The sequence below is a fragment of the Vibrio phycocola genome, from assembly GCF_054404255.1.
Window position 1 is genome coordinate 693,287 of record NZ_JBTAMQ010000001.1, and the last position, 21,000, is coordinate 714,286.

The 21,000-nt window shown below is 40.7% G+C and carries 14 protein-coding genes; 5 read left to right on the top strand and 9 right to left on the bottom strand.

What is annotated here, in order from left to right; translation table 11 throughout:
* Positions 1-53: 53 nt before the first annotated feature.
* The gene (locus tag ACXJY6_RS03365; protein ID WP_456050456.1) at positions 54-1,160 is read right to left on the bottom strand and encodes a CdaR family transcriptional regulator; all 1,107 of its coding nucleotides are present in this window, start codon (positions 1,158-1,160) and stop codon (positions 54-56) included.
* A 420-nt stretch (positions 1,161-1,580) separates the two neighbouring features.
* On the opposite strand from ACXJY6_RS03365, the gene ACXJY6_RS03370 reads away from it, so the two are divergent.
* The 5 genes from ACXJY6_RS03370 to ACXJY6_RS03390 all read left to right on the top strand — a co-directional run bounded on the left by ACXJY6_RS03370 (position 1,581) and on the right by ACXJY6_RS03390 (position 9,752).
* Positions 1,581-3,374, top strand: a complete 1,794-nt coding sequence (locus tag ACXJY6_RS03370) for a hypothetical protein (RefSeq protein ID WP_458767382.1) — start codon at positions 1,581-1,583, stop codon at positions 3,372-3,374.
* A gap of 368 nt (positions 3,375-3,742) precedes the next feature.
* Entirely contained in the window at positions 3,743-5,560 is a 1,818-nt protein-coding gene (locus ACXJY6_RS03375; protein WP_456050454.1) for an AMP-dependent synthetase/ligase, read from the top strand.
* Positions 5,561-5,777: 217 nt separating this feature from the next.
* Positions 5,778-8,384, top strand: coding sequence for a sensor domain-containing diguanylate cyclase (locus ACXJY6_RS03380; protein ID WP_458767383.1), 2,607 nt, complete (start codon positions 5,778-5,780; stop codon positions 8,382-8,384).
* Positions 8,385-8,764: 380 nt separating this feature from the next.
* On the top strand, positions 8,765-9,169 hold the full coding sequence (locus tag ACXJY6_RS03385; RefSeq protein WP_458767384.1) for a DoxX family membrane protein: 405 nt from the start codon (positions 8,765-8,767) through the stop codon (positions 9,167-9,169).
* Between the two features lie 46 nt (positions 9,170-9,215).
* Entirely contained in the window at positions 9,216-9,752 is a 537-nt protein-coding gene (locus ACXJY6_RS03390) for a peroxiredoxin family protein (protein WP_458767385.1), read from the top strand.
* Positions 9,753-9,870: 118 nt separating this feature from the next.
* Here ACXJY6_RS03390 and ACXJY6_RS03395 read toward each other — a convergent pair whose 3' ends face one another.
* From ACXJY6_RS03395 to xdhA, 8 genes are all read right to left on the bottom strand, one after another.
* Positions 9,871-11,652, bottom strand: coding sequence for a sodium:solute symporter family transporter (locus ACXJY6_RS03395; protein WP_456050450.1), 1,782 nt, complete (start codon positions 11,650-11,652; stop codon positions 9,871-9,873).
* 816 nt (positions 11,653-12,468) lie between these two features.
* Positions 12,469-13,860 carry a uracil-xanthine permease family protein gene (locus tag ACXJY6_RS03400; RefSeq protein ID WP_458767386.1) on the bottom strand — a complete coding sequence of 464 codons (1,392 nt, stop codon included), beginning with the start codon at positions 13,858-13,860 and terminating at the stop codon, positions 12,469-12,471.
* Positions 13,861-14,040: 180 nt separating this feature from the next.
* Positions 14,041-15,288 (bottom strand): urate hydroxylase PuuD, encoded by a 1,248-nt coding sequence (locus ACXJY6_RS03405; protein ID WP_458767387.1) that lies wholly within the window; start codon positions 15,286-15,288, stop codon positions 14,041-14,043.
* A 77-nt stretch (positions 15,289-15,365) separates the two neighbouring features.
* Positions 15,366-15,689 (bottom strand): hydroxyisourate hydrolase, encoded by a 324-nt coding sequence (uraH, locus tag ACXJY6_RS03410; protein WP_458767388.1) that lies wholly within the window; start codon positions 15,687-15,689, stop codon positions 15,366-15,368.
* Positions 15,686-16,177 carry a 2-oxo-4-hydroxy-4-carboxy-5-ureidoimidazoline decarboxylase gene (locus ACXJY6_RS03415; RefSeq protein ID WP_458767389.1) on the bottom strand — a complete coding sequence of 164 codons (492 nt, stop codon included), beginning with the start codon at positions 16,175-16,177 and terminating at the stop codon, positions 15,686-15,688. Before ACXJY6_RS03415 ends, uraH begins: the two co-directional genes overlap by 4 nt.
* A gap of 2 nt (positions 16,178-16,179) precedes the next feature.
* Complete coding sequence (gene xdhC / locus ACXJY6_RS03420) at positions 16,180-17,058, bottom strand: xanthine dehydrogenase accessory protein XdhC (protein ID WP_458767391.1); 879 nt, start codon at positions 17,056-17,058, stop codon at positions 16,180-16,182.
* Position 17,059: 1 nt separating this feature from the next.
* Positions 17,060-19,408 (bottom strand): xanthine dehydrogenase molybdopterin binding subunit, encoded by a 2,349-nt coding sequence (xdhB, locus tag ACXJY6_RS03425; RefSeq protein WP_458767392.1) that lies wholly within the window; start codon positions 19,406-19,408, stop codon positions 17,060-17,062.
* Complete coding sequence (gene xdhA, locus ACXJY6_RS03430; protein ID WP_458767393.1) at positions 19,401-20,816, bottom strand: xanthine dehydrogenase small subunit; 1,416 nt, start codon at positions 20,814-20,816, stop codon at positions 19,401-19,403. The genes xdhB and xdhA overlap by 8 nt, the downstream gene beginning before the upstream one ends.
* Positions 20,817-21,000: the final 184 nt, after the last annotated feature.

Genomic DNA, 21,000 nt, shown 5'->3' on the forward strand with positions numbered 1-21,000 from the left:
AAAAACCTTCTCAATAAGCAAAATGCTTATTGAGAAGGTTTAGCGTTTAATAATTACAGAATTAGACTAAAATAAAGGCGACATTTATCTTTATAATCAGATAGATTTAAATGACAAATTTCTTCAGCTCGCTTAATACGATATCGTAATGTATTTGGGTGAATAAATAACTTCGAGGATGTTTTTTTAATATCACAATCGTGTTCATACCAACAAATTAATACGTCAATCAAACTTGGATCTGTCAATTCTAATAGTTCAACATAGTGATGAATTTTACTAAATTGCCACTCATTAAATACACCATCAAATAAAGCGGGTAATTCAAAGTCGGAATATTGATAAAAATGGTTATCAGGTTTTAAACGTTTACCAGATTTCAAAACAGCTAGCGCACTTTCAAATGCTTTTGGCAGATCGATAATATTGTGGTAAATGCTACCTAAAGCACAGATGATATTACTTGGGAATGACTCTTCAAAGTAATTCTTTAACCCCTGCCAATCAGCCATTATATCATTAGAAAAACGGTCGCTATTTGACATTGTCATCAAGATAATACTCATATTATTCGTGTACTCTGCCATGATATGTTTCGACGACCAAGACTTCAAAATGTCTATATTATCTTGAATATCATCACCTATTTGGCTTTCAACGATAACCAAGGCAAAGGGCTCATCTAAGGTAAGTTTAAGCATTGAAGCTCGGTTTAATATGTGATTGGGAGGGGTTTCTGAATCGATACACTCGAGTAAAAACTCTTCTCCTTGGCGTTCATTCCAGCGAGTGGCGTCCATCATTGACATATACTCAACAACGAGTTCGGCCGCCATCTTAACCATTTCACCTAGAGGACGAACATCTTCCAAAGGTCCAGCAATTCCAATAACACCAATGGGTTCTTTATTAAATAATATCGGTAAATTGATTCCTGGTGTGACGTTGGGAAATTCAGCAAGCATATGCGATGAAATTTCAATCGGTTTTTGTTCACTAATCGCCAATATTGCTCCGCCATGTTTTTGATATAAACGAGCAGGGTTTGTTGACGCAATAATATAACCATCTTTATCCATAACACTTATTGGATAGTTGGTGATTTTATTTGCGCCTTCAACAATACGTTGTGCCAAACTTTCCTTGAGTTGAATATTCATCGATTTCTATGAAAATTTAAATTTTATCAATATTAAATTATTATAATATTTTTACTGAGAGCCATATCGCAACATAACAACAATCATTTAAACTTTTGATATTAATTATTAAAACAGGTATAAGTTTATGAAAAATATTATTTTTATTAAATTAATATGAAAAGGAATAAATCGGGAACTAGGCCGTTAGGCAATAGTGTTATTTTTGCATCTAAAATAAACCCAATAGAAAGCAATAGTAATTTAGTTGAGTATGAAGGGTATGTTACTAGGTTAATATTGATGGGTAACAAGCTGCGTATACAATCAGCATGGTGCTAGTTATCAACGCTAATTTTGTCAATAAAATAAAGTGAATTAAATCGCTCAAGTTATTTAAAGCAATAGCCGATAGGAAATTAAATTCATCGGGATATTGTTATGAGTCTAGTGATTAAAAAAACTGCCATTCTGTGTTTAGTGATATCGTTTCAAAGTATCGCGAATGATGCTGATCTTAGTGAAGTCCCATTGGCTACCATAAAGCCTCAGAGCCCCGAGTTTACGCTCGCGATTAACGTAGACCACACGGTTAGATCACCATTAGACTCATGTGTCGAGTGTTCCGATTCGCCTAAATATGAGAGAAGTCCAAGGGTGAAAACGAGCAGAGGGAAACATGATTCTTCTTTCTATTTCATTGGAACCTCATATTCTCCTGATAGTCTCGCCCATTCAGAAGGTACATATAGTTCGTATCACTCTTTATCTTCAAGCACTGTCGGATTGAGTAGCAATACCCTCAGCGCGATGAATGTCATCCAATCGATGATCGACGACCCAAGTAACTGGAAGACAGAACTTGAGAATGTTAAAGATGATCTCTCTTTTAGCGACAAGATAGAAGTAGCATCTTATTTCGGTGATGTATTTGGCCAAGATTATAACTACGAACGTGCAGATAATGTCGGTGACTCTGGAGAAGGTGTCGTAACGATAGAAGAGATGCTGGCAAGTATTTCAACCGATGATCCTGGCGGCGTGTGTCGCGATGTTGTGTTAGCTCAGGCGCAAATCTTAACCGCACTTGGCGTTGATAAGGACTCAATTTATATGGTGGGCTACTCCAAAGTGACGGGGAGCCACGCAGTGTTGGTTGTTGAAGATGAAGAATCAGGCAACATAGCGAAATTAAACTACGGATACATAACACAAGAAGGCGATGTGAAAGGCGGAGCGGCGCTAACACAAGACAATTATTCGCCTGACTTTGGAATGTATTTTAGGGTTTACGATCATGAAGGTACTCCCGTAGCTCGTGTTCCTTCCGAGATTGGACAAGTGTTCAATGAGGTCACAAATGGTGATTACAGCAAAAGAGATATTTCAAAATCGTACGCCTTGCAACAAGCCATCGTTGATACCGCGTATGGACAAGGTTCACTATTCACAGCAGAAACTACCGCTGGCGACAGTGTCGTTGGTGTCGCGTTAAACCATACAATGAGATCAAAATATTCGTCAATGGAAATCGGTCTTTCAGGCATCACCCGAGAAGGCGAACGAACATTGGTCTCGATAGAGCAGAAAGCCCTGTATTTTAGACTCAAATCAATTCAAAAAACGCCACGCTTAAACATAACAGACAACATCACGGTGAATGGTATTGGCAGTGGCGAGATTGAATTGATGTACATGAACAATACGGTGATAAGCAGTGATAACAGTCGAACAGAAGGTACCAATGACGAAGTCACATCCACGCTTTCTCTGGGCTTACAAAGTGCATGGTATAGCCCAAACAAACATACTTCTCTGAGATCAGAAGTTATAGCGTCGGGATATATAGACTACGAAAACGAGGTGAATGTATCCGAGGGGTATACCTTAGCCTTTGATAATATGAGGTGGAGCACAAATCTCGGCTTTCGGATTGGCGAAGATCTACAGCTAACAACTGATGGTACCGTTGTTTTATATAATGTCGGCACGTCTGGTATTTTGTCAGCAGAGTTAAAGGATAGATCGAGTCTCTGGGCAATCAATACGGCTTATCAGGCGCCGATAGGTGATCTTCCGATCTTCATGCCAGGCTCGAGTGCGACGGTTCAAGTTGGGCTGGAGAAAACCTGGGCAAATTCTAATGGTAAAGGACCGACCATGAGTATTAAATATACCGAAGACTTAGACTACTCTACAGGGCAAGCTTATATTGGTGCCGGGTGGAAGTTTTAGCAGTAACTGCTGTGTATCGCAAGACACGGAATTAATCGATAATCACATGCATGCTACTAGAACTCGATCTGTGCTAGTTCCTTTCTATTAGGCCGTCGTTGGTTTTCCTACCATTTACACTTTTTTCATGATTAACCTTTCTCTTTTTGTTAAATTGTCGTTACATTTTTCATTTTGGCGTAACAATAATGCCACACCTATCGCTGAGATAAGCCCTGTAGGTACTGCATTATTAAGGGACGAAGTAAAAGCTTAGCCCGAATGAAGGTTATGGGATACAGAACATGTTTCATTAGTTGCCTTTTATATTGCTGAATGTACACTTACCGCCTGTTTAAGCTTACATGTGTAAGCCAAAGGTAGAAAATATGACCAATTTAGATTTTCATGTTGTTACAACTGTAAGAAAACAAGTTACCAAAGGCGGTGACCGGATAGCGCTTCGTCAAAAAGATGAAGGTGTTTGGAATGGCATTAGCTGGACTCAATTTGGTCAGCAACTTGATGCCGTGTCGCTTGCATTGTTAGCACATGGGATAGAGTCACAAGACAAGGTCGGTATTTATTCTAACAATATGATGAAGTGGACGATCGCTGACATTGGCGCATTACAGGTTCGCGCGATCACCGTTCCTATATATCCTACAAATACCGCTGAACAATCAGCGTATGTTCTCAACGATGCTGATGTGAAAATTCTCTTTGTCGGTGAGCAAGCTCAGTATGATTCAGCGGAATCCATTTTTGAATCCTGTGATGAACTCAAGTTGATCGTTGTTATGAGTGACGAGGTTATTCTACAGGAAAACACCCATAGCCTTTCTTGGGATGCATTTATAGAAACGGGTGGACCTGCATTTCAATCTCAATTCGAAGAGCGCCTAGACCAAGCCAATAACAATGATTTATTCACATTAATATACACTTCCGGTACGACTGGGCGACCTAAAGGGGTAATGCTCGATTATACCAATATGGGATCACAGTTAAACGGCCACGATCAACGAATGGTGGTGACTGATGAAGATATCTCACTCTGCTTCTTACCTTTATCACATGTCTATGAGCGCGCTTGGTGTTTCTATGTCTTGTATCGCGGTGCGACCGTTTGTTATTTGCAAGATACAATGCAAGTTCGTGACGCATTGAGTGACGTTCGTCCAACTGTGATGTGCGCGGTACCGAGGTTTTATGAAAAAATATTCTCAGCGATTCATGAAAAAGTGTCGCGAGCTCCGTTTCATCGTAAATTGGTATTTACGTGGGCGGTGAATATGGGCGCTCGTATTTCTGCATGTAAGCAGGAAGGACGAAAACCTTCGTTCCTATTGAAACAGAGTTACAAACTCGCTGACAAAGCAGTACTAGCCAAATTAAGAGCATTACTTGGTGGAAATATTAAGTTTATGCCATGTGGTGGTGCCAAACTTGATACAACGATAGGGCGTTTTTTTCACGCAATCGGAATTAATGTCAAACTGGGTTACGGAATGACAGAAACCACTGCAACGTTATCATGTTGGAACGACGATATATTTGATCCGGACTCAATTGGTAAGCCAATGCCTGGAACCGACATTAAAATTGGGCCTGAAAATGAAATATTAGTCCGTGGCCCAATGGTAATGCGCGGATATTACAAAATGCCGGAAGAAACTGCGGCGACATTCGATCAAGATGGCTACCTTAAAACAGGTGATGCAGGAGAGTTTGACGAGCAAGGTAACTTATTCATTACTGACCGAATTAAAGAGTTAATGAAAACCTCCGGTGGTAAGTATATTGCACCTCAAGTTGTTGAAGGAGCAATTGGCAAAGATCACTTTATTGAGCAAATTGCAATTATTGCAGACACTCGTAAGTTTGTATCTGCGTTAATTGTGCCAAGTTTCGAATCACTTGAAGAATATGCCAAAGAGCTCAACATTAAATATCAAGATCGAATTGAATTGTTAAAACACAGTCATATCGTTGAAATGCTAGAAAAGCGAGTAGCTGAACTGCAAAAAGATCTTGCTAAGTTTGAGCAAGTGAAAAAATTCACCTTGTTGCCAAAGGCATTTTCTATGGATAAGGGCGAACTGACTCCGACGCAAAAGCTTCGTCGTAAGGTGATCAACCAACGTTATGAAGTCGAAATTGAAGATATGTATTGTGAAAAACCTAAAAAGAAACAAGATGAGTAGCCTCTAACTTAATCTTGTATCATTCCATTTATTTTTAAACCCCTAAACCATCGTGTTTAGGGGTTTTTTGGTTTCTGGTACTCTGCAATCGCAGGCCTATAGAGTTCATGAATTTTGGATATTCGACGGATCTCGTTTGTTGCAGCGGTCAAGAGGCAAGGTTGAGAGTTAATGACTATAATAATAATTAAAATACTTAAGCGTAGGCCGATACGTCATGAACCCATTACAACAGCAACTGCTTAACACCATAATGATGAGTAAAGTTATCGATGGTGGGTTGTTAGACGAAGCGAGCGATTTAATCGTGACTAGTTTGATTGCTGGGCTCGAAATTCAGCGAGCTGGTATTTGGTTAGATGGTGATTCAGAACGTAGTTATCTTCATTCTCAGTTAGTGATAGATAAACAGCATCGAACTCGCGATACCGCGCTTCAACTCAACAGAGACAATTTTCCTCGTTATTTTTCGGCGCTTGATGACGAGATCGTGATATGTGCCAATGATGCGGTTAACGATCCTCTGACGTCAGAATTTTGTATTGGGTATTTAGACGTCCTGAATATCAAATCAATGCTGGACGCACCTATTCGCCGAAATGGGGTCACAGTGGGCGTTGTTTGTTGTGAACATATGAATGAGGTTAGGACGTGGACAGAAGGTGATATTGTCTTCACTAGTGTCTTGGCGGATCAGTTTGGGCGAGCGCTGGCCGCAGCCGATAAAATTGCCCAGTTTGAACAATTACGAACGACATCTCGTGAATTGGATGCCCAAACCAATCGGCTTACAGCACTGCACAAGAGCCTGAATCATTTTAGTCTTATATCGACGACTGATGCGCAAGGTGTCATCACAGAGATTAACGATAATTTTTTACATATCGCGAAGTTCACGCGAGAGGAAGTTATCGGACAGACCCATCGAATTTTTAAGAGTAAGCATCAATCACCTAAATTTTATGCTGACATGTGGCATCAGTTAATAAAGGGACAGGTATGGCAAGGCGATATATGTAATCGAACCAAAACTGGGGAACTATTTTGGCTTCATAGCACCATATCTCCGATTAAAAATGTACTTGGACAAACAGAAGGTTACATTGGGTTCGCATATGATATTACCAGGGAAATTGAAGCGAAAATTCAGTTAAATGAAGCTGAGAAAATATCGAAGCTGGGTAGCTTTCGTTGTCATCAAGCGGCAGGACAATGGGTATGTTCAACCAATTTCCATGAAATGCTAGACTTAACATTAAATCAATCAGTCACTTGGTCTTATCTAGCGAGTGTCATTACAACACAAGACTTTGAACCATTAAAATTGGCATTTGATAATCTTGGCAATGGAGATGAAATAAATACCGTCGTTTGTTTCGATGTAGATAAAAAGCGCTGGTTTAGTGTTACAGCTCTCTTACAAGGTGAATGGGTAATTGGGAGCTTTCAGGATATCTCAACAAGATATTTACAAGATAAACAACTAAATGAGATCATCGCACTTCAGAATACTATTCTCGATTCGGGTAACTTTACAATTATTGTAACTCGGCCTGATGGCACGATTACCCACTTTAATAAGACGGCCGAACGACTGCTTGAGTATCGTGCTGACGAATTGATTAACTGCGCAACCCCACATATATTTCATATTGAAGAAGAGCTCGTTCAATATACGAATGAGTTAAATCAAGAGCTAAACACAACGGTAACTCCTGGATTTGAAACACTTGTTTTAAAACCTAAAATGGGGATCGTTGATGAACGAGTATGGACTTATGTAACAAAAAACGGCCATCGGTTTCCGGTATCTGTATCAGTTACGTCGATTTTGAATAAGTCAGACGAAATTATTGGCTATATGGGGATAGGTAAAGATTTAACCAAACAAATGGAAGTGGAAAAATATTCTAATCAACTACAGCAGATTATGCATACTGCTGGTGACATTGCGCTCTTTTCTGGATTTTTATACGAAGTAGGGAACGCAGAGTTTTTTATCACAAATGATAGCTTTCGCAATACTATCGACGAGAGCAATTCAACTGGCTCTCTCACTTTAAATCAGATTCTTGATCTCTTTCCAAACGAGGAGAAACTTCGGCTAACGCAAGCGTTAGAAGCTGCAATTTTGTATCAAACTAAATTTGAAATTCAAGCTAAGGTGATTGAAGATACTACGCTCTCCACGACGTGGTTACAGGTTGTAGGTACACCGCAATTAAATGAATCAAATCAAGTCGGCTCTGTGATTGGGTTTATTCAAGATATAACCTCTCAAAAGGAATTAGAAGAAAAGTTATCGTCTTTGGCTTTGACTGATGAGTTGACCAAAATCCCAAATCGAAGGTCACTAATGGCGAATCTGACAGATGAGTGGAAACGACATAACCGTTATCAAACGATGGCATCGATATTGCTAATTGACGTCGATAAGTTTAAAAATGTGAATGATAAGTGGGGACATGATGCAGGGGATTTTGTCTTAAAATCAATAACATCAATCATTTCATCGCTGTTGCGTGAATCCGATATATTTGGCCGGTTTGGAGGAGAAGAGTTTTTGATCTTGGCTCCAAATTGTGATGAAACCGAAACATTTCTATTTGCAGAAAAGTTACGTAAAGCGATCGAACAACACACAATTCACTATCAAGCACCAATGCAACTTTCTCCGGTTGATATAGACATTACGGTCAGTATCGGAGTTTGTGCTCTAGATGGCAAAATACATTCTTTAAATGAATGGTTGGTTTCTGCAGACAAATCATTATACGTTGCCAAGAAAAACGGGCGGAATAGAACGGTTATCTATAGTCCATAACAAGTCGTGTTATTTCTCTTAATTCGTCCGATTCTCTTAATCTCCTTTGAACACTCGATTTAACACGTCTAATTCCGCTCAGGCTATTCTCTCACGGCCTTTTTTGAATCTAAGTGTTAACATCGATGACCGCCAGTTGGATCTTAAAAACTCCTTACAATATTGTGTGAACGGCCGTTCAATTTATTATTGAATCGTACATTTCTTTGAGTTACATTGGACGCTTATATTTGAACGATCATTCAAATATGTGGGTAAGTTGTGGTTTCATATACACAATCTTGTAAAAGGCTTAGTTTAATCAACGTCGAAATAGCTCAATATTTGGTTGAAGGAAATACTAATGCTCTACATAAATCGCTATTAAACGAGGAGATTAAATGATGAAAAATGTTAGTTTATTACTGTTGCGAGTTTCTTTAGGTTGGTTAATGGTCATTTGGGGGGCTGATAAGGTTTTCAATATTGAACATAGCCTTATAGTCGCCAATAAGTTCTATTTTGGATTGTTTACTTCAACCAGTATTGTACCGGTTCTTGGGGTTTTACAGATTCTCATAGGTTTGTGCATTGTCGTAGGATTTGCACGTAAATGGACTTTCCCTGTCCTTGCAGTATTAAATGCTGGTTCGTTAATGGCGGTATTTAAATCTGTACTTGACCCATGGGGATGGTTTCTCGCGGGTACAAACGCGTTGTTCTATCCATCAATTATAATTTTCGCTGCCAGTCTTTTATTGATTGCACTTCAGGAAGAAGACGCTTGGGTCTTAGATAAACAATAAAACGATAGTCTTGTCTCAATTCTATATAAATTAAAGAAGGTGATTTATGGCAAATTCAATAAAACTAACAACTGGTGATCGATTTCCTAGTGTTTCCGCTCAGTTACTCGATGGCACTGCGATTGAATTAGGAAAACCTTTAGGGTCAGCTGACTGGCAAATGGTTGTGGTTTATCGTGGCAAGCATTGTCCTTTATGTGTTCGATATTTGAATGCTCTTGAAGAACATAAAGAAGCTCTAGCATCGATTGGAGTAAGTGTGCTTGCAGTATCAGCAGATTCTAAAGAGCAACTCACTGAGATGATGGACAAACTGACGGTGAGTTTTCCGATCGCTTACGGTTTGACAGAAGATCAAATGAAATCTTTGGGTGTATATATTTCTCAGCCGAGAACAGAGCAGGAAACTGATCATAACTATTCTGAACCTGCTTTGTTTATCATAAACGAAAAAGGCAACCTTCAAGCAGTCGATATCTCAAATGTTCCATTTCTTCGACCTGAACTAGATGTGATTGTGAAAGGGGTAACATTTGTACGTAGTCAAGAGAATTACCCAATACGCGGCACAGTTGCTTATTAAGTGAGTGACAGATTGATAAAACAAAACTCGATTTAGGGTGATGTAAAAAAGCCAAGAAGGAATCTTCTTGGCTTTTATTTTATCTAGTGCGAACAGATTAAACGTTCATGTTGCGTTATTAAGATAGCGCTTCTTGAGGGTTCTCTGTTTTGTTATCAACTGCTTTAACCAATAGTACACCAACACCACCAACGATCAGGCCACAAAGTATAAATACTAAGCGTCCCCACATTGGGTTAGGTAGTAGTGCCATAAAGCAGATGAATACACCAGCTACTGCGATTAGCTTACCAAGCATTCCACGTTGTTTGTTGTCTAGTTGCTGTTGTTCTGCAGACTCAGACACAAGTGGAGTAGATAGATTTTCAAAGAACTTATCTACGTCAGCTTGACGCTTACCAGTTAACGGTTTGTAGAACAGTGTTGATAGGATGAAGAAACCACCTGTGAAAGTGATGTGACCCATCAGGCCAATTGCGACTTTAACGTCTGACCATTCACGTTTAGTTAACTCTTCAAGTCCTAGTACTGATGACACCATTTCTGCGTTAATAACGAAGCCAACGATGTAAGAAACAAGAGCACCAACAACCAGTGTACCCCAACCAGCCCAGTCTGGAGTCTTCTTAATAAAGAAGCCAAGGAATGCTGGAATAGTCATTGGGAAGCCGATAAGTGCACCAACATACATCATCGTATCAAACAGGCTCAACCCTTTAAGAGAGTTAATGAACTGTGCAATTAAGATGATAAAGATACCGAATACAGTTGATGTGATCTTAGAAACGGTAACCAACTCTTTTTCTGATGCTTGATTCTTACGAACGATGTTTTCGTAGAAGTTCTTAACAAAGATACCAGAGTTACGGTTAAGGCCTGAATCCATTGATGACATGGTTGCGGCAAACATAGCGGCTACAAGAAGACCAACCATACCTGCAGGCATGTATTCTTGCACGAAGTATAAGTATGCGAAATCGCCTGCTTTTTTACCTGCGTCTGGGTAAGCTGCTGCTAAATCAACACCTTGACCGGCAATGTACCAAGAAGGCATAAACCAAATAAATACACCACAAAGCATTAGCACACACGCTAGAAGCGCAGCTTTTTTCGCATTTTTAGAGTCTTTTGCCGCTAGGTAACGGTAAGAGTTAAGCATGTTGTTTGTGATAGAGAACTGCTTAACAAAGATGAAAAATGCCCAAATGCTGAAGATGCTTAAGTAGTTAAGGTTGTTGCCCGATACGAAAGTACCTGATTCGCCAACAGGGAAGTTGTTAACGATCTCGCCAATACCACCACCTTGAAAGTAAGCCACAACAGCACAGGTAACGGTCACAGCCATGATAATAACCATCTGCATAAAGTCAGATGCGATTACCGCCCATGAACCACCTGTTACAGACATTGCTAAAACAACCAGACCTGTAATCCAGATCGTCATTGTCATGTCGAATCCAAAAATACCTGATGCAATGATTGCAAGAGCATTAAGCCAAACACCAGCAGAGACAACACTGTTAGGCATTGAAGACCAAGTGAAGACCTGTTCGTTTGCAGAACCAAAACGCATGCGAATTGCTTCGATAACGGTAACTACACGTAGCTGACGGAACTTAGGAGCGAAATACGCGAAGTTCATAAAGTAGCCGAATGCGTTGGCAAGGAATATTACCGCAACCGCGAAGCCATCGTTATAGGCTTTACCAGCAGCACCGGTAAACGTCCAAGCACTGAACTGGGTCATAAATGCAGTAGCACCTACCATCCACCAGAGCATGTTACCGCCCCCACGAAAGTAGTCACTTGTGTTACTTGTAAAAGTTCGGAACATCCATCCTATAGCAATTAAGAAAAGGAAATAGACTCCGACAATGGTGGTATTTAGATCAAGTTCCATCGTTTTTTCCTATATTAAAAAGTAAATACAACGGTGCCATCATAACCATATTATAATCGTATTGTACTACAATAGCGCAATTGCGTGACCTAGGTCATCTTTCAGTGTGTTATTTGTATGACAAGTTGAGCGTTGTAAGAATAAATACTTCGTATGATGAAGGTATCGCTCAAAATACCGTACGTAAGACCATTTAATTCTATTGCTAAATCGCGTTGAAAACAGACATTGTTAGTCATGGGCTAAAATATTATTTTTATTGTCAATATAATAAAGTTTTAAATTTTAAAGATTAATTTGAAAGGTTTACTAAATGACTGTCTTTATTGAAATTGAAAATCATATCGATTCTATTTGTACAATTAAATTGTGATTTAGGTCATTAAAAATTATTAATGATACATTTGTTTTTAGTGTGGTTAAGAAGTATTCAATATGATCTAATTCAAATTTCTATCAGCAACTAGTTTGGTGCGTAACATTCATTATTTACGAGAGGCCATCGGGTTGTTACAAAATGATAGGCTGATGTTGTTCGATGTCTTTGTTGGTTGGCTGATAAAAGCCAAGATTAAGAACGATAATACCCTTTATAATTAATACTACAATAGCTATTTACGCTGAACTATTAGTGAGAGATGCATCACTCAAATGCTGTTCGATAGTAACTAAAAGTGATGTCGCATTTTTGTTTTCATACTTGAATAATTCAATCGTTGTATTATTAAACGACTAGATTGATGTTTAAATTTAATATTCTTGCCATTGGAGACAACGGCTTTAATCGCTTGAGAAAAGCCGTTGTTTTATTCAGTACTAATCACCTTGTGGAGACAAAGTAGCTGAAATCGTATCGGAAGAGGTCGATTCTTCGGGTTTATTTTTTGGTAACACTAATGTCATCACGATTGCAGCGATCCCACTTGTTGTAACGGCTGAGCCAAATACACTCTGGAGAACCTTAGGCAATAATTGGACTGTTTCTGGTACCATCATGACACCCAAACCAATGCCAAAAGATACGGCTAAGATCATTAAGTTACGTCGATCTAACTCTTCTCGTGCAATGATCTTGATTCCTGCCGCCGCAACGGTACCAAACATAACCAATGTCGCACCTCCAATTACTGGCTTCGGAATGGTTGTTAAAATAGCTCCTACTATTGGAAATAGACCAAGTACGACAAGAATCAAGGCGACAAAGTAGCCTACGTAGCGACTGGCAATTCCGGTTAATTGAATGACACTATTATTTTGGCTGAACGTGGTGTTGGGGAAGGTATTGAATGTAGCAGCGATGAGAGAATTAACGCCATCTGCCAGAACACCGGCTTTTATACGTTTTAAATACGATGACCCAGTTACTGGTTGCTTGGTAACCATGCAGTTTGCGGTAATATCGCCGGTAGATTCGATTGCGGTAATAGTATAAATAACCGCGATTGGGACAAATGCTACCCAATCAAATGAAAAACCATACTTAAATGGAAGAGGGACGCTAACCAGTGGCTGATTAAATATACCGGCTAAGTTAACTAGTCCCATTCCCGTCGCTACGATATAGCCTACTAGCATGCCTATCAGAATTGATGAAAGGCGAAGCATAATATTAGGTGAACGATTTAAGCCAATGATGGTGACTAATACAATCGAACCTAAGATTAAGTTTTGTAACGAGCCAAAATCTGGAGCGTTAGCACCACCTGCTAAATCTGTCATGCCTACTTTAATTAGTGAAATTCCAATTATCGTCACAACAGTGCCCGTAACTACCGGGGTAATGATGCGTTTAAGCTTACCAATAAACTGCGAGAGAGCAATTTCGATAAATGCACCAAAAAAACAGACACCAAAAATAAGTGCCAATATCTCTTCTGGCCCCCCACCTTTAGACTTAGCGATAAACCCCGCGGCTAATACTGAACTTAAAAATGCGAAGCTCGTTCCTTGAACACATATCATACCGGCACCTACAGGGCCAATACGTCTTGCTTGGATAAATGTACCAACGCCCGATACAATCAGAGCCATAGAAATCAAATAAGGGACGTTTTCACCTAGTCCAAGCACGCCGCCGATAATTAATGTTGGGGTAATAATACCGACAAAGCTTGCTAATACGTGCTGTAAACCTGCGTACATCGCCTTTCCTGTAGTAGGGCGATCTTCAAGCTCGTAGACCAATTCACTGTGTTTTGGTTTAGACATAATCACTTCCTTGTGTATGTTTGATTAATAATTAAGCAGCAACTCACATGCCACATTTTTCGTTGAACAATATGATATAAAATCAGAGTGTTAAGTTTTTGGGTCACCGAGTACAACTAGTTAAACGATCACTTTTAGTGCGAACATATGTAACTTTGGCTTTCAAATATCGTTAAAGTCCTAATTAGGCTGTATTTGATTGAAAGCCTTGAGCAACAACGCACGCTCTTCATCCGTCATGTCTGTTTTATTTAGGAAAGGCATGTCTCGAGTTTCAACGGTTCTCGCAATGATTCGAGCTTTCCATCGTTGTATGTCTTCCCAGTTATCGAATATTGCGCCACTTGGAGCGATCGTAAACACATCATCATTAGGGGTGGAACTATGACATTGTGTGCAACGAGCTCCGATAATATCGATCGCACTTTGCTTTGCAGTGATGTTAGATGGCGTATCAACTGAACGCTTATCATTGGTAGCCTCAATCGCCGTAGTGTCGTGAACTGAAATGCGTGTAGTTTGTTTAGGTATGCTCAATGCTATCGCGAGTACAAACATAGCGGTGATACCCGACACGAGCACGGCTGGCTTATTTTTTCCAGAATGTTTTAGGTTGAAATAGTGGCGAATATAGGCACTCAGTAACATCACGACTGAACCAACTAGCCAACTTTGAGCGTGCTGATAAATCATCGGATAGTGATTACTTATCATTAAGAAAATCACGGGCAAGGTGAAATAGTTATTATGAATAGAACGTTGTTTACCTTCTAAACCCGGTTTAGGATCAATGGCTTCACCTGCCTCGACCTGCGCCACCATTTTCCTTTGTCCAGGAATGATCTTATGGAAAACATTATTCACCATGATGGACCCAATTAGAGCGCCCATGTGAATAAAGGCACCGCGGCCACTAAATAACTCTGTGAACCCATAAAAGAATAGGGTGCCAAGTACGATGATACTGGTAACGAAAACCTGAGAGTTGTTGGCGAGCGGTGAACGCATTATGAGTTCGTATATTAGAACGCCTAACATAATACCGCCAATACCTAAACTTATCGCAGCGGGGGAAGAGAGCTCCATTACACGCGGATCAATTAGATAGGCTTGTGCATTGAAATAGTACATCCATACCATTAAGACAGAACCCGTGATCCAAGTGGTATAGGCTTCCCACTTAAACCAATGTAAGTGTTCGGGCATCTTCTCTGGGCCTGCTTGATATTTAGCAACTTCATAAAAGCCACCGCCATGAACAGCCCATAGATCGCCTTTTATTCCTTTTTTCTTCTTCCAATCTGGTGGCGTTTCTAAACTATTATCAAGCCAAGTAAAATAGAAACTTGCCCCAATCCACGCTATCCCACAAATGACATGAAACCATTTGATGAACAATGCAATCCATTCATAAAAGTGTGGCCACATAACTTTAAATCCTTTTAACGTATGTTGATGAATAATTGGGCCGTAATACTACGTAGCGCTTTTACGCTGTGTCTTCATTAACTGCCGCGATAACTCGAAAACGAGTAGGGCGACAGCAATAATGGAATGTGATAATTACGCTGACCGTCGACGACAAAGTGAATATCAATCATGGGAAAAAACGCCTCTCCAAAGTGAGTGGTGCAATAAGGAGCGACCATAAAGCGCAAAGTATATTGGCCGGGACACAAGTGGAGAGTGTCAAAGGATGTTCTTCCGTCATCGTTGGTTGTTTCTCGAGCTAAACATTGAGAGTCGTTCAATCGTAAAAGCTCAACATCAACCCCCATTGCAGGCATACCACTGGCTGTATCTAAAATGTGGCAACTCAACTGACTCATAGATATGCCTCCATACGAATTTTGCTAATTTTGCGTTGTTCAAATGCCGCTTGAATCAATTCCTCTTGTTTGGAACGTAGAAACCTAGCTTTTAAAATCATTAACATCTCCTCTGCACTCTTTCCGCTCGCACATACGATAAAAATAAACCCAAATTTGTCTAAGTAGGCGTGGTTGTATTGCAATAACGCTCTCAAGGTAGAATCCGATGCTTGCTCAACCAAGCCTTGCTCTTGTGCACTGAGCGCTTTGCTCGTTTTATATTTCTGATGCAAGGTCGAGAGGTCGCCAATCATTGGATGACCTGCAAAAGCTTGAAGCCAATCATCGTCACTTAATGAGTTGAATGTACTTTCCGCTAAAGCTTCAAAGTGAGCGAAGTTGTCAAAAGGCATGGACTCTTTCATTCGTGCAATCCATGTTGAACTGCTGCAAATATTCATTAACTCTGTTGTATCAAGTATTAACGGATAAGTGGTTGCCATCATTCTTAGTGCTCCTTGATGAACTTCCTAGTTTGATTACACGCTTCCCACCCCGATTGTTTACAAGTAGTAGGCTCTGCGGCCGCTGACTCCCATAAAGTAGACAATTGCGCAGCAACAGAAAGTGCCACTTGCATCGGAAGCTTTCCTTTTATCTCTGGGTGTCCTATAGGACATATTAATTGTGCCGCTAGGTTAGCGTTGCTTAGTTGCTCGTTCAGTCTAAAGCGAAATCGCTGGCTCTTTCCTTGAGAGCCAATCAATCCAATGTAATTGAAACGTTGTTGCTCTAAACACAAACGCGTGAGTTCGAAATCAAGTATGTGGTCTTGCGTCATGATTACGATGTAGGAATCGTCTGGGATGGTTGATATCGTTGCACATGGGTCTGCGTTAACTATTACGTTAATCCCACCTATGGCTTGAATCGACTCGCTCCAATTTGTGCGATTATCGATAACGGTTGTGTGACAGGGTAATGATTTTAAAATTGTGCATAACGCTTGACTTACATGGCCTGCGCCAAAAATTGTTACGTGGGGTACTTGAGTGAGAAAATACTCAAACATGATTTGCACAGCGCCTCCACAACATTGGCCAAGATCAGCGGATAGGGCAAATCGTTCAATTCGGACTGAACTTGCGTGTTGCTTTAAATCATGACGTGCAGACTTAATGACTTCATATTCAAGGTTTCCACCACCGATTGTGTCAAACTGTGCACTTTGAGTGATAACCATCTTAGAACCCATTTCTCGAGGTACTGAACCGACGCAAGCAACAACGGTTGCGATCACATAGGCCTCGCCTGACTGTTCTAACGAATGGCATGCTTCGAGCCAAGATAATTGCGTCATATGAGTTAGATGCGTCAGAGGTGTCATATTATTCCTCCTGATTGAGTTGGGATAGTTGGTGTTCACAAGCCGATAAGATCGCCTCACCTGTTGCTGGTGCGTGAAGCAATGGAGGGGTGGTGTGACCGCTTACCGAAGCCACAGCATCGTAGATTGCGCACCAAACACTAATTGCGTGCATAAACGGCGGTTCCCCGACTGCTTTGGACCGATATATATTGTATTCAGGATTTATTTCGTCAAATAAGTGAATATTAAGAGACTTCGGATAGTCGCCAATCGTTGGGATTTTGTAGTTCATAGGGCTATTGCTCATCAATTGCCCGTCATCTTTCCACACCAACTCTTCAGTGGTTAACCAACCCATTCCTTGAATAAATGCGCCTTCTATTTGTCCTTCGTCTATCGCTGGGTTTAAGCTTTGTCCGACATCGTGAATAATATCGACTCGTTCTACAGAAAGTTCTCCGGTAAGTGTATCTATTGTTACTTCAGAGCAGGATGCGCCGAGCGCAAAGTAATAAAATGGGCGTCCTTGTGCTTTATCTCGATCGTAATGAATTTTAGGTGTCTGATAAAAGCCGGTGGTGGATAACGATATACGGTTCATATACGCCTGCTGTATCAGCTCAGGCCAAGTTAAATCGATATCTAAACCAATCACTTTTTCGCCTTCAATCTGGAGTGGCTTGTCGGTATTGTGGAATGAAGAGATAAACTCCAATAAGCGAGTTTTTAGGGTGATTGCCGCATTGTGCGCAGCCATGCCATTGAGATCCGCACCGGATGAAGCGGCAGTCGGTGAGCTATTAGGAACTTTGTCTGTCCGTGTCGAAGTGACTAATACTCGTGAAAGATTAATACCAAGCGATTGCGCTACGATTTGTTGTATCTTGGTATGTAAACCTTGACCCATTTCGGTTCCACCGTGAGAAACTTGAACAGAACCATCGGTATAGATATGGAGCAGTGCTCCGGCTTGATTTAAATGTTTAGCGGTAAAAGAAATACCAAATTTTACTGGTGTTAAAGCGAGACCTTTCTTTAATATTGGGTTAGTTAAATTCCAGCGCTCGATTTCTTCACGACGTCTACGATAATCACTTTGCTGTTCCAGATCGCGCATGATTTTATACATTGTCTCGGTTTGAGTTACCTTCATCCCATACGGCGTGGTATTACTGTCGGCGTTGTACAAATTCAAATAACGTAAATCTAACGCATCTTTCGCAGTAGTTATGGAGAGTTGCTGCATGGCTTTTTCGATGATGATCATCCCTTGTGGACCACCAAACCCACGAAAAGCGGTGTGGGAAACGGTATCAGTTTTTAGTCGATGCCCTTCAATATGAGCATCGCCAAGGGAGTATGCGTTGTCGGTATGAAACATTGCGCGATCGACGATTGCATCGGAAAGGTCAGGCGAGTGACCACATAAGCCGTTAATCTCGATTTGCGAGGCTAAAATTTTGCCATGTTGATCGGTAGCGAGATGATAGCGTTGATAGAAAGGGTGCCGCTTTCCTGTAGAGGTCATATCGACACTTCTAGGCAAGCGAATTTTGACTGATTTTTTTGTGTGATAAGCCCCCAACGCTGCAAGGCACGCCCATTGACCTGCTTGACTCTCTTTTCCACCGAATCCACCACCCATTCGCCGCATATCAACGGTAACTTGATTAAAGTCTATTGCTAGCACTTCGGCGACAAGCTTTTGTATTTCAGCTGGGTGTTGAGTTGAGCAGCGTAGAAATATTCCTCGGTCTTCTGTCACCTCTGCAATGCTAATTTGGGTCTCTAAATAAAAATGCTCTTGTCCTCCGACCCATAAATCACCTTGGACTTGATGGTAAGCACCATCAAATATTGAGTTTGAAATCGGTGTTCCCATTTGATGCGGTGGCAATAAAACTTGGTTGTCATGAGCATTGCTTAGGTGATTGGTGGTGACGTTGTCACTAATATCGTACTCTACTTTGGCTAATTGAGCCGCTTTCCATGCGGTGTTGTGAGAAGTGGCTAAGACCACTGCAATAGGTTGTCCGAAATAATGCACGATATTATCTATGGCAAGTAATGGGTCACCTTTGTAGATCGCGCCAATATCTTTTAAGCCAGGTATATCCGATTCATCCAATATGCACACCACACCATCGCACGCCTCGACATCGCTTAGATCTATTGACGTAATGACGCCTTTTGCAATGTTACTTGTAATAACAGCCGCGTGAAGCAGTGCTTGTGAGTTAGGATAATCATCGATAAATAACGCCTCACCCGAAACTTGCTTGGTGGCACTTTCATGTTGAATAGGCTTCCCTACAGGTTTGTCCTCAAGCGTCATTTCCGAAGGAGTTAGTGAGGTCAATTTACGCATGATGCACCAACCTTGTTGAAATTCTCTGTGTCTCGTAGAAATATCGCTGGATTAAGTTTTCGACTAATTTAATCCTATATTGAGCACTGGCACGTACATCGCTCATGGGCTGGATTTCGTGACTGACATGACTTTTAGCGAGATCGATAAGCTCTTGATTGAGTGTTTTTCCTTCAAATATGTTTTCTAGCCTTGTTAAACGCAACGATTTCGCCGCAATACCACCTGCCGCTATCACGCATTTAGAAACACGACTATCTTCATCAACAACCATATTAATCGCGAGGACTACTGTCGCGATGTCATCTTCATAGCGTTTACTAATCTTATAAATGGCGTGATTATGACTTTTAGTTAGCTTCGGGATATGAATTGCGCTTATCCATTGGTCGGGATTTAAAGCGGTGGTTCGATAATCGAGGATATAGTCCTCTGGAGCACAAAGAACTTTTTCGATCCCGTTATCAAGCTCAATGGTTCCTCCTAGACTCATTAACAGAGGTGCAATATCGCCTATCGGTGACGCGTGACCAAGACTGCCACCTAACGTCGCTCTATTCCTAATGGTTAAACTACCAAGGCGTTGGATGATTTCTGTTGTTGACGGGTAGTGATCTTTCATAAAATCATGGACTTGATATAAAGGTACCGCAGCTCCGATTCGGCATCCGTGTTCGCAATTCTCTATGGTCAATAAGTCATTCACCTTTGAGACATCGATTAATTTCTCAAGCTTTCTGTAGTGCTGGGTAACTTCTAACGCGAGATCCGTTGCCCCTGAGATCAACTTGGCGTCGGGGTGCTGTAAACGTACTTCACGTAATGACGCTCGGTCGGAAGGTGTGAAATAGTTCGGGTGTTTAAGTGAATCAACAGAATCCATCCATTGAACAACGTCATCGCTAAATAGATCCAAAGGGTCGTTAATTGGCGTTTTTGCAATTGCATTCGCGCATTTGATTAACGGGCGATAGCCAGTACAGCGACATAGATTGCCTGCAAGGTACTCAGTTGGATCCAGATGCGAATTAGCCTGTTTTGATAGTGCATACAATGACATCACAATGCCTGGAGTACAAAAACCACACTGACTACCGTGGTTATCGACAATCATTTGCTGTATCGGGTGAAGGGAATCATTCTGTTTAAGGTGTTCGACGGTAATGATCTGTTTACCATGTAATGCGTGAAGTGGGGTAATACAAGCATTTATTTGCCGATATCTAAGCGAGCCTTTTGGCGTATCTTTATCTACCAACACAACGGTACAAGCGCCACAGTCGCCACTCGCACATCCTTCTTTTGTTCCCGTTAAAAATTTTTGTTCACGTAAATAAGGGAGAAGCATATCGTCTGCGTGATTGGAAGAGAGTTTGAGCACTTCCTTATTCACCATGAGTTCCAACATAATGACCTCCATCTATTACATATAAATATTATTTTTTAGTTCTTTAACTCTAATTAGCAAAAAGCTGACCAATTGGACAAAAAATATAAAATATATTATTTATTCTTATAAAACATGTGGTTATATTGCTTTAGGGTGATAGCTATATGAAACATGAATAACATGTTAAGGCAAGGTTGCGATG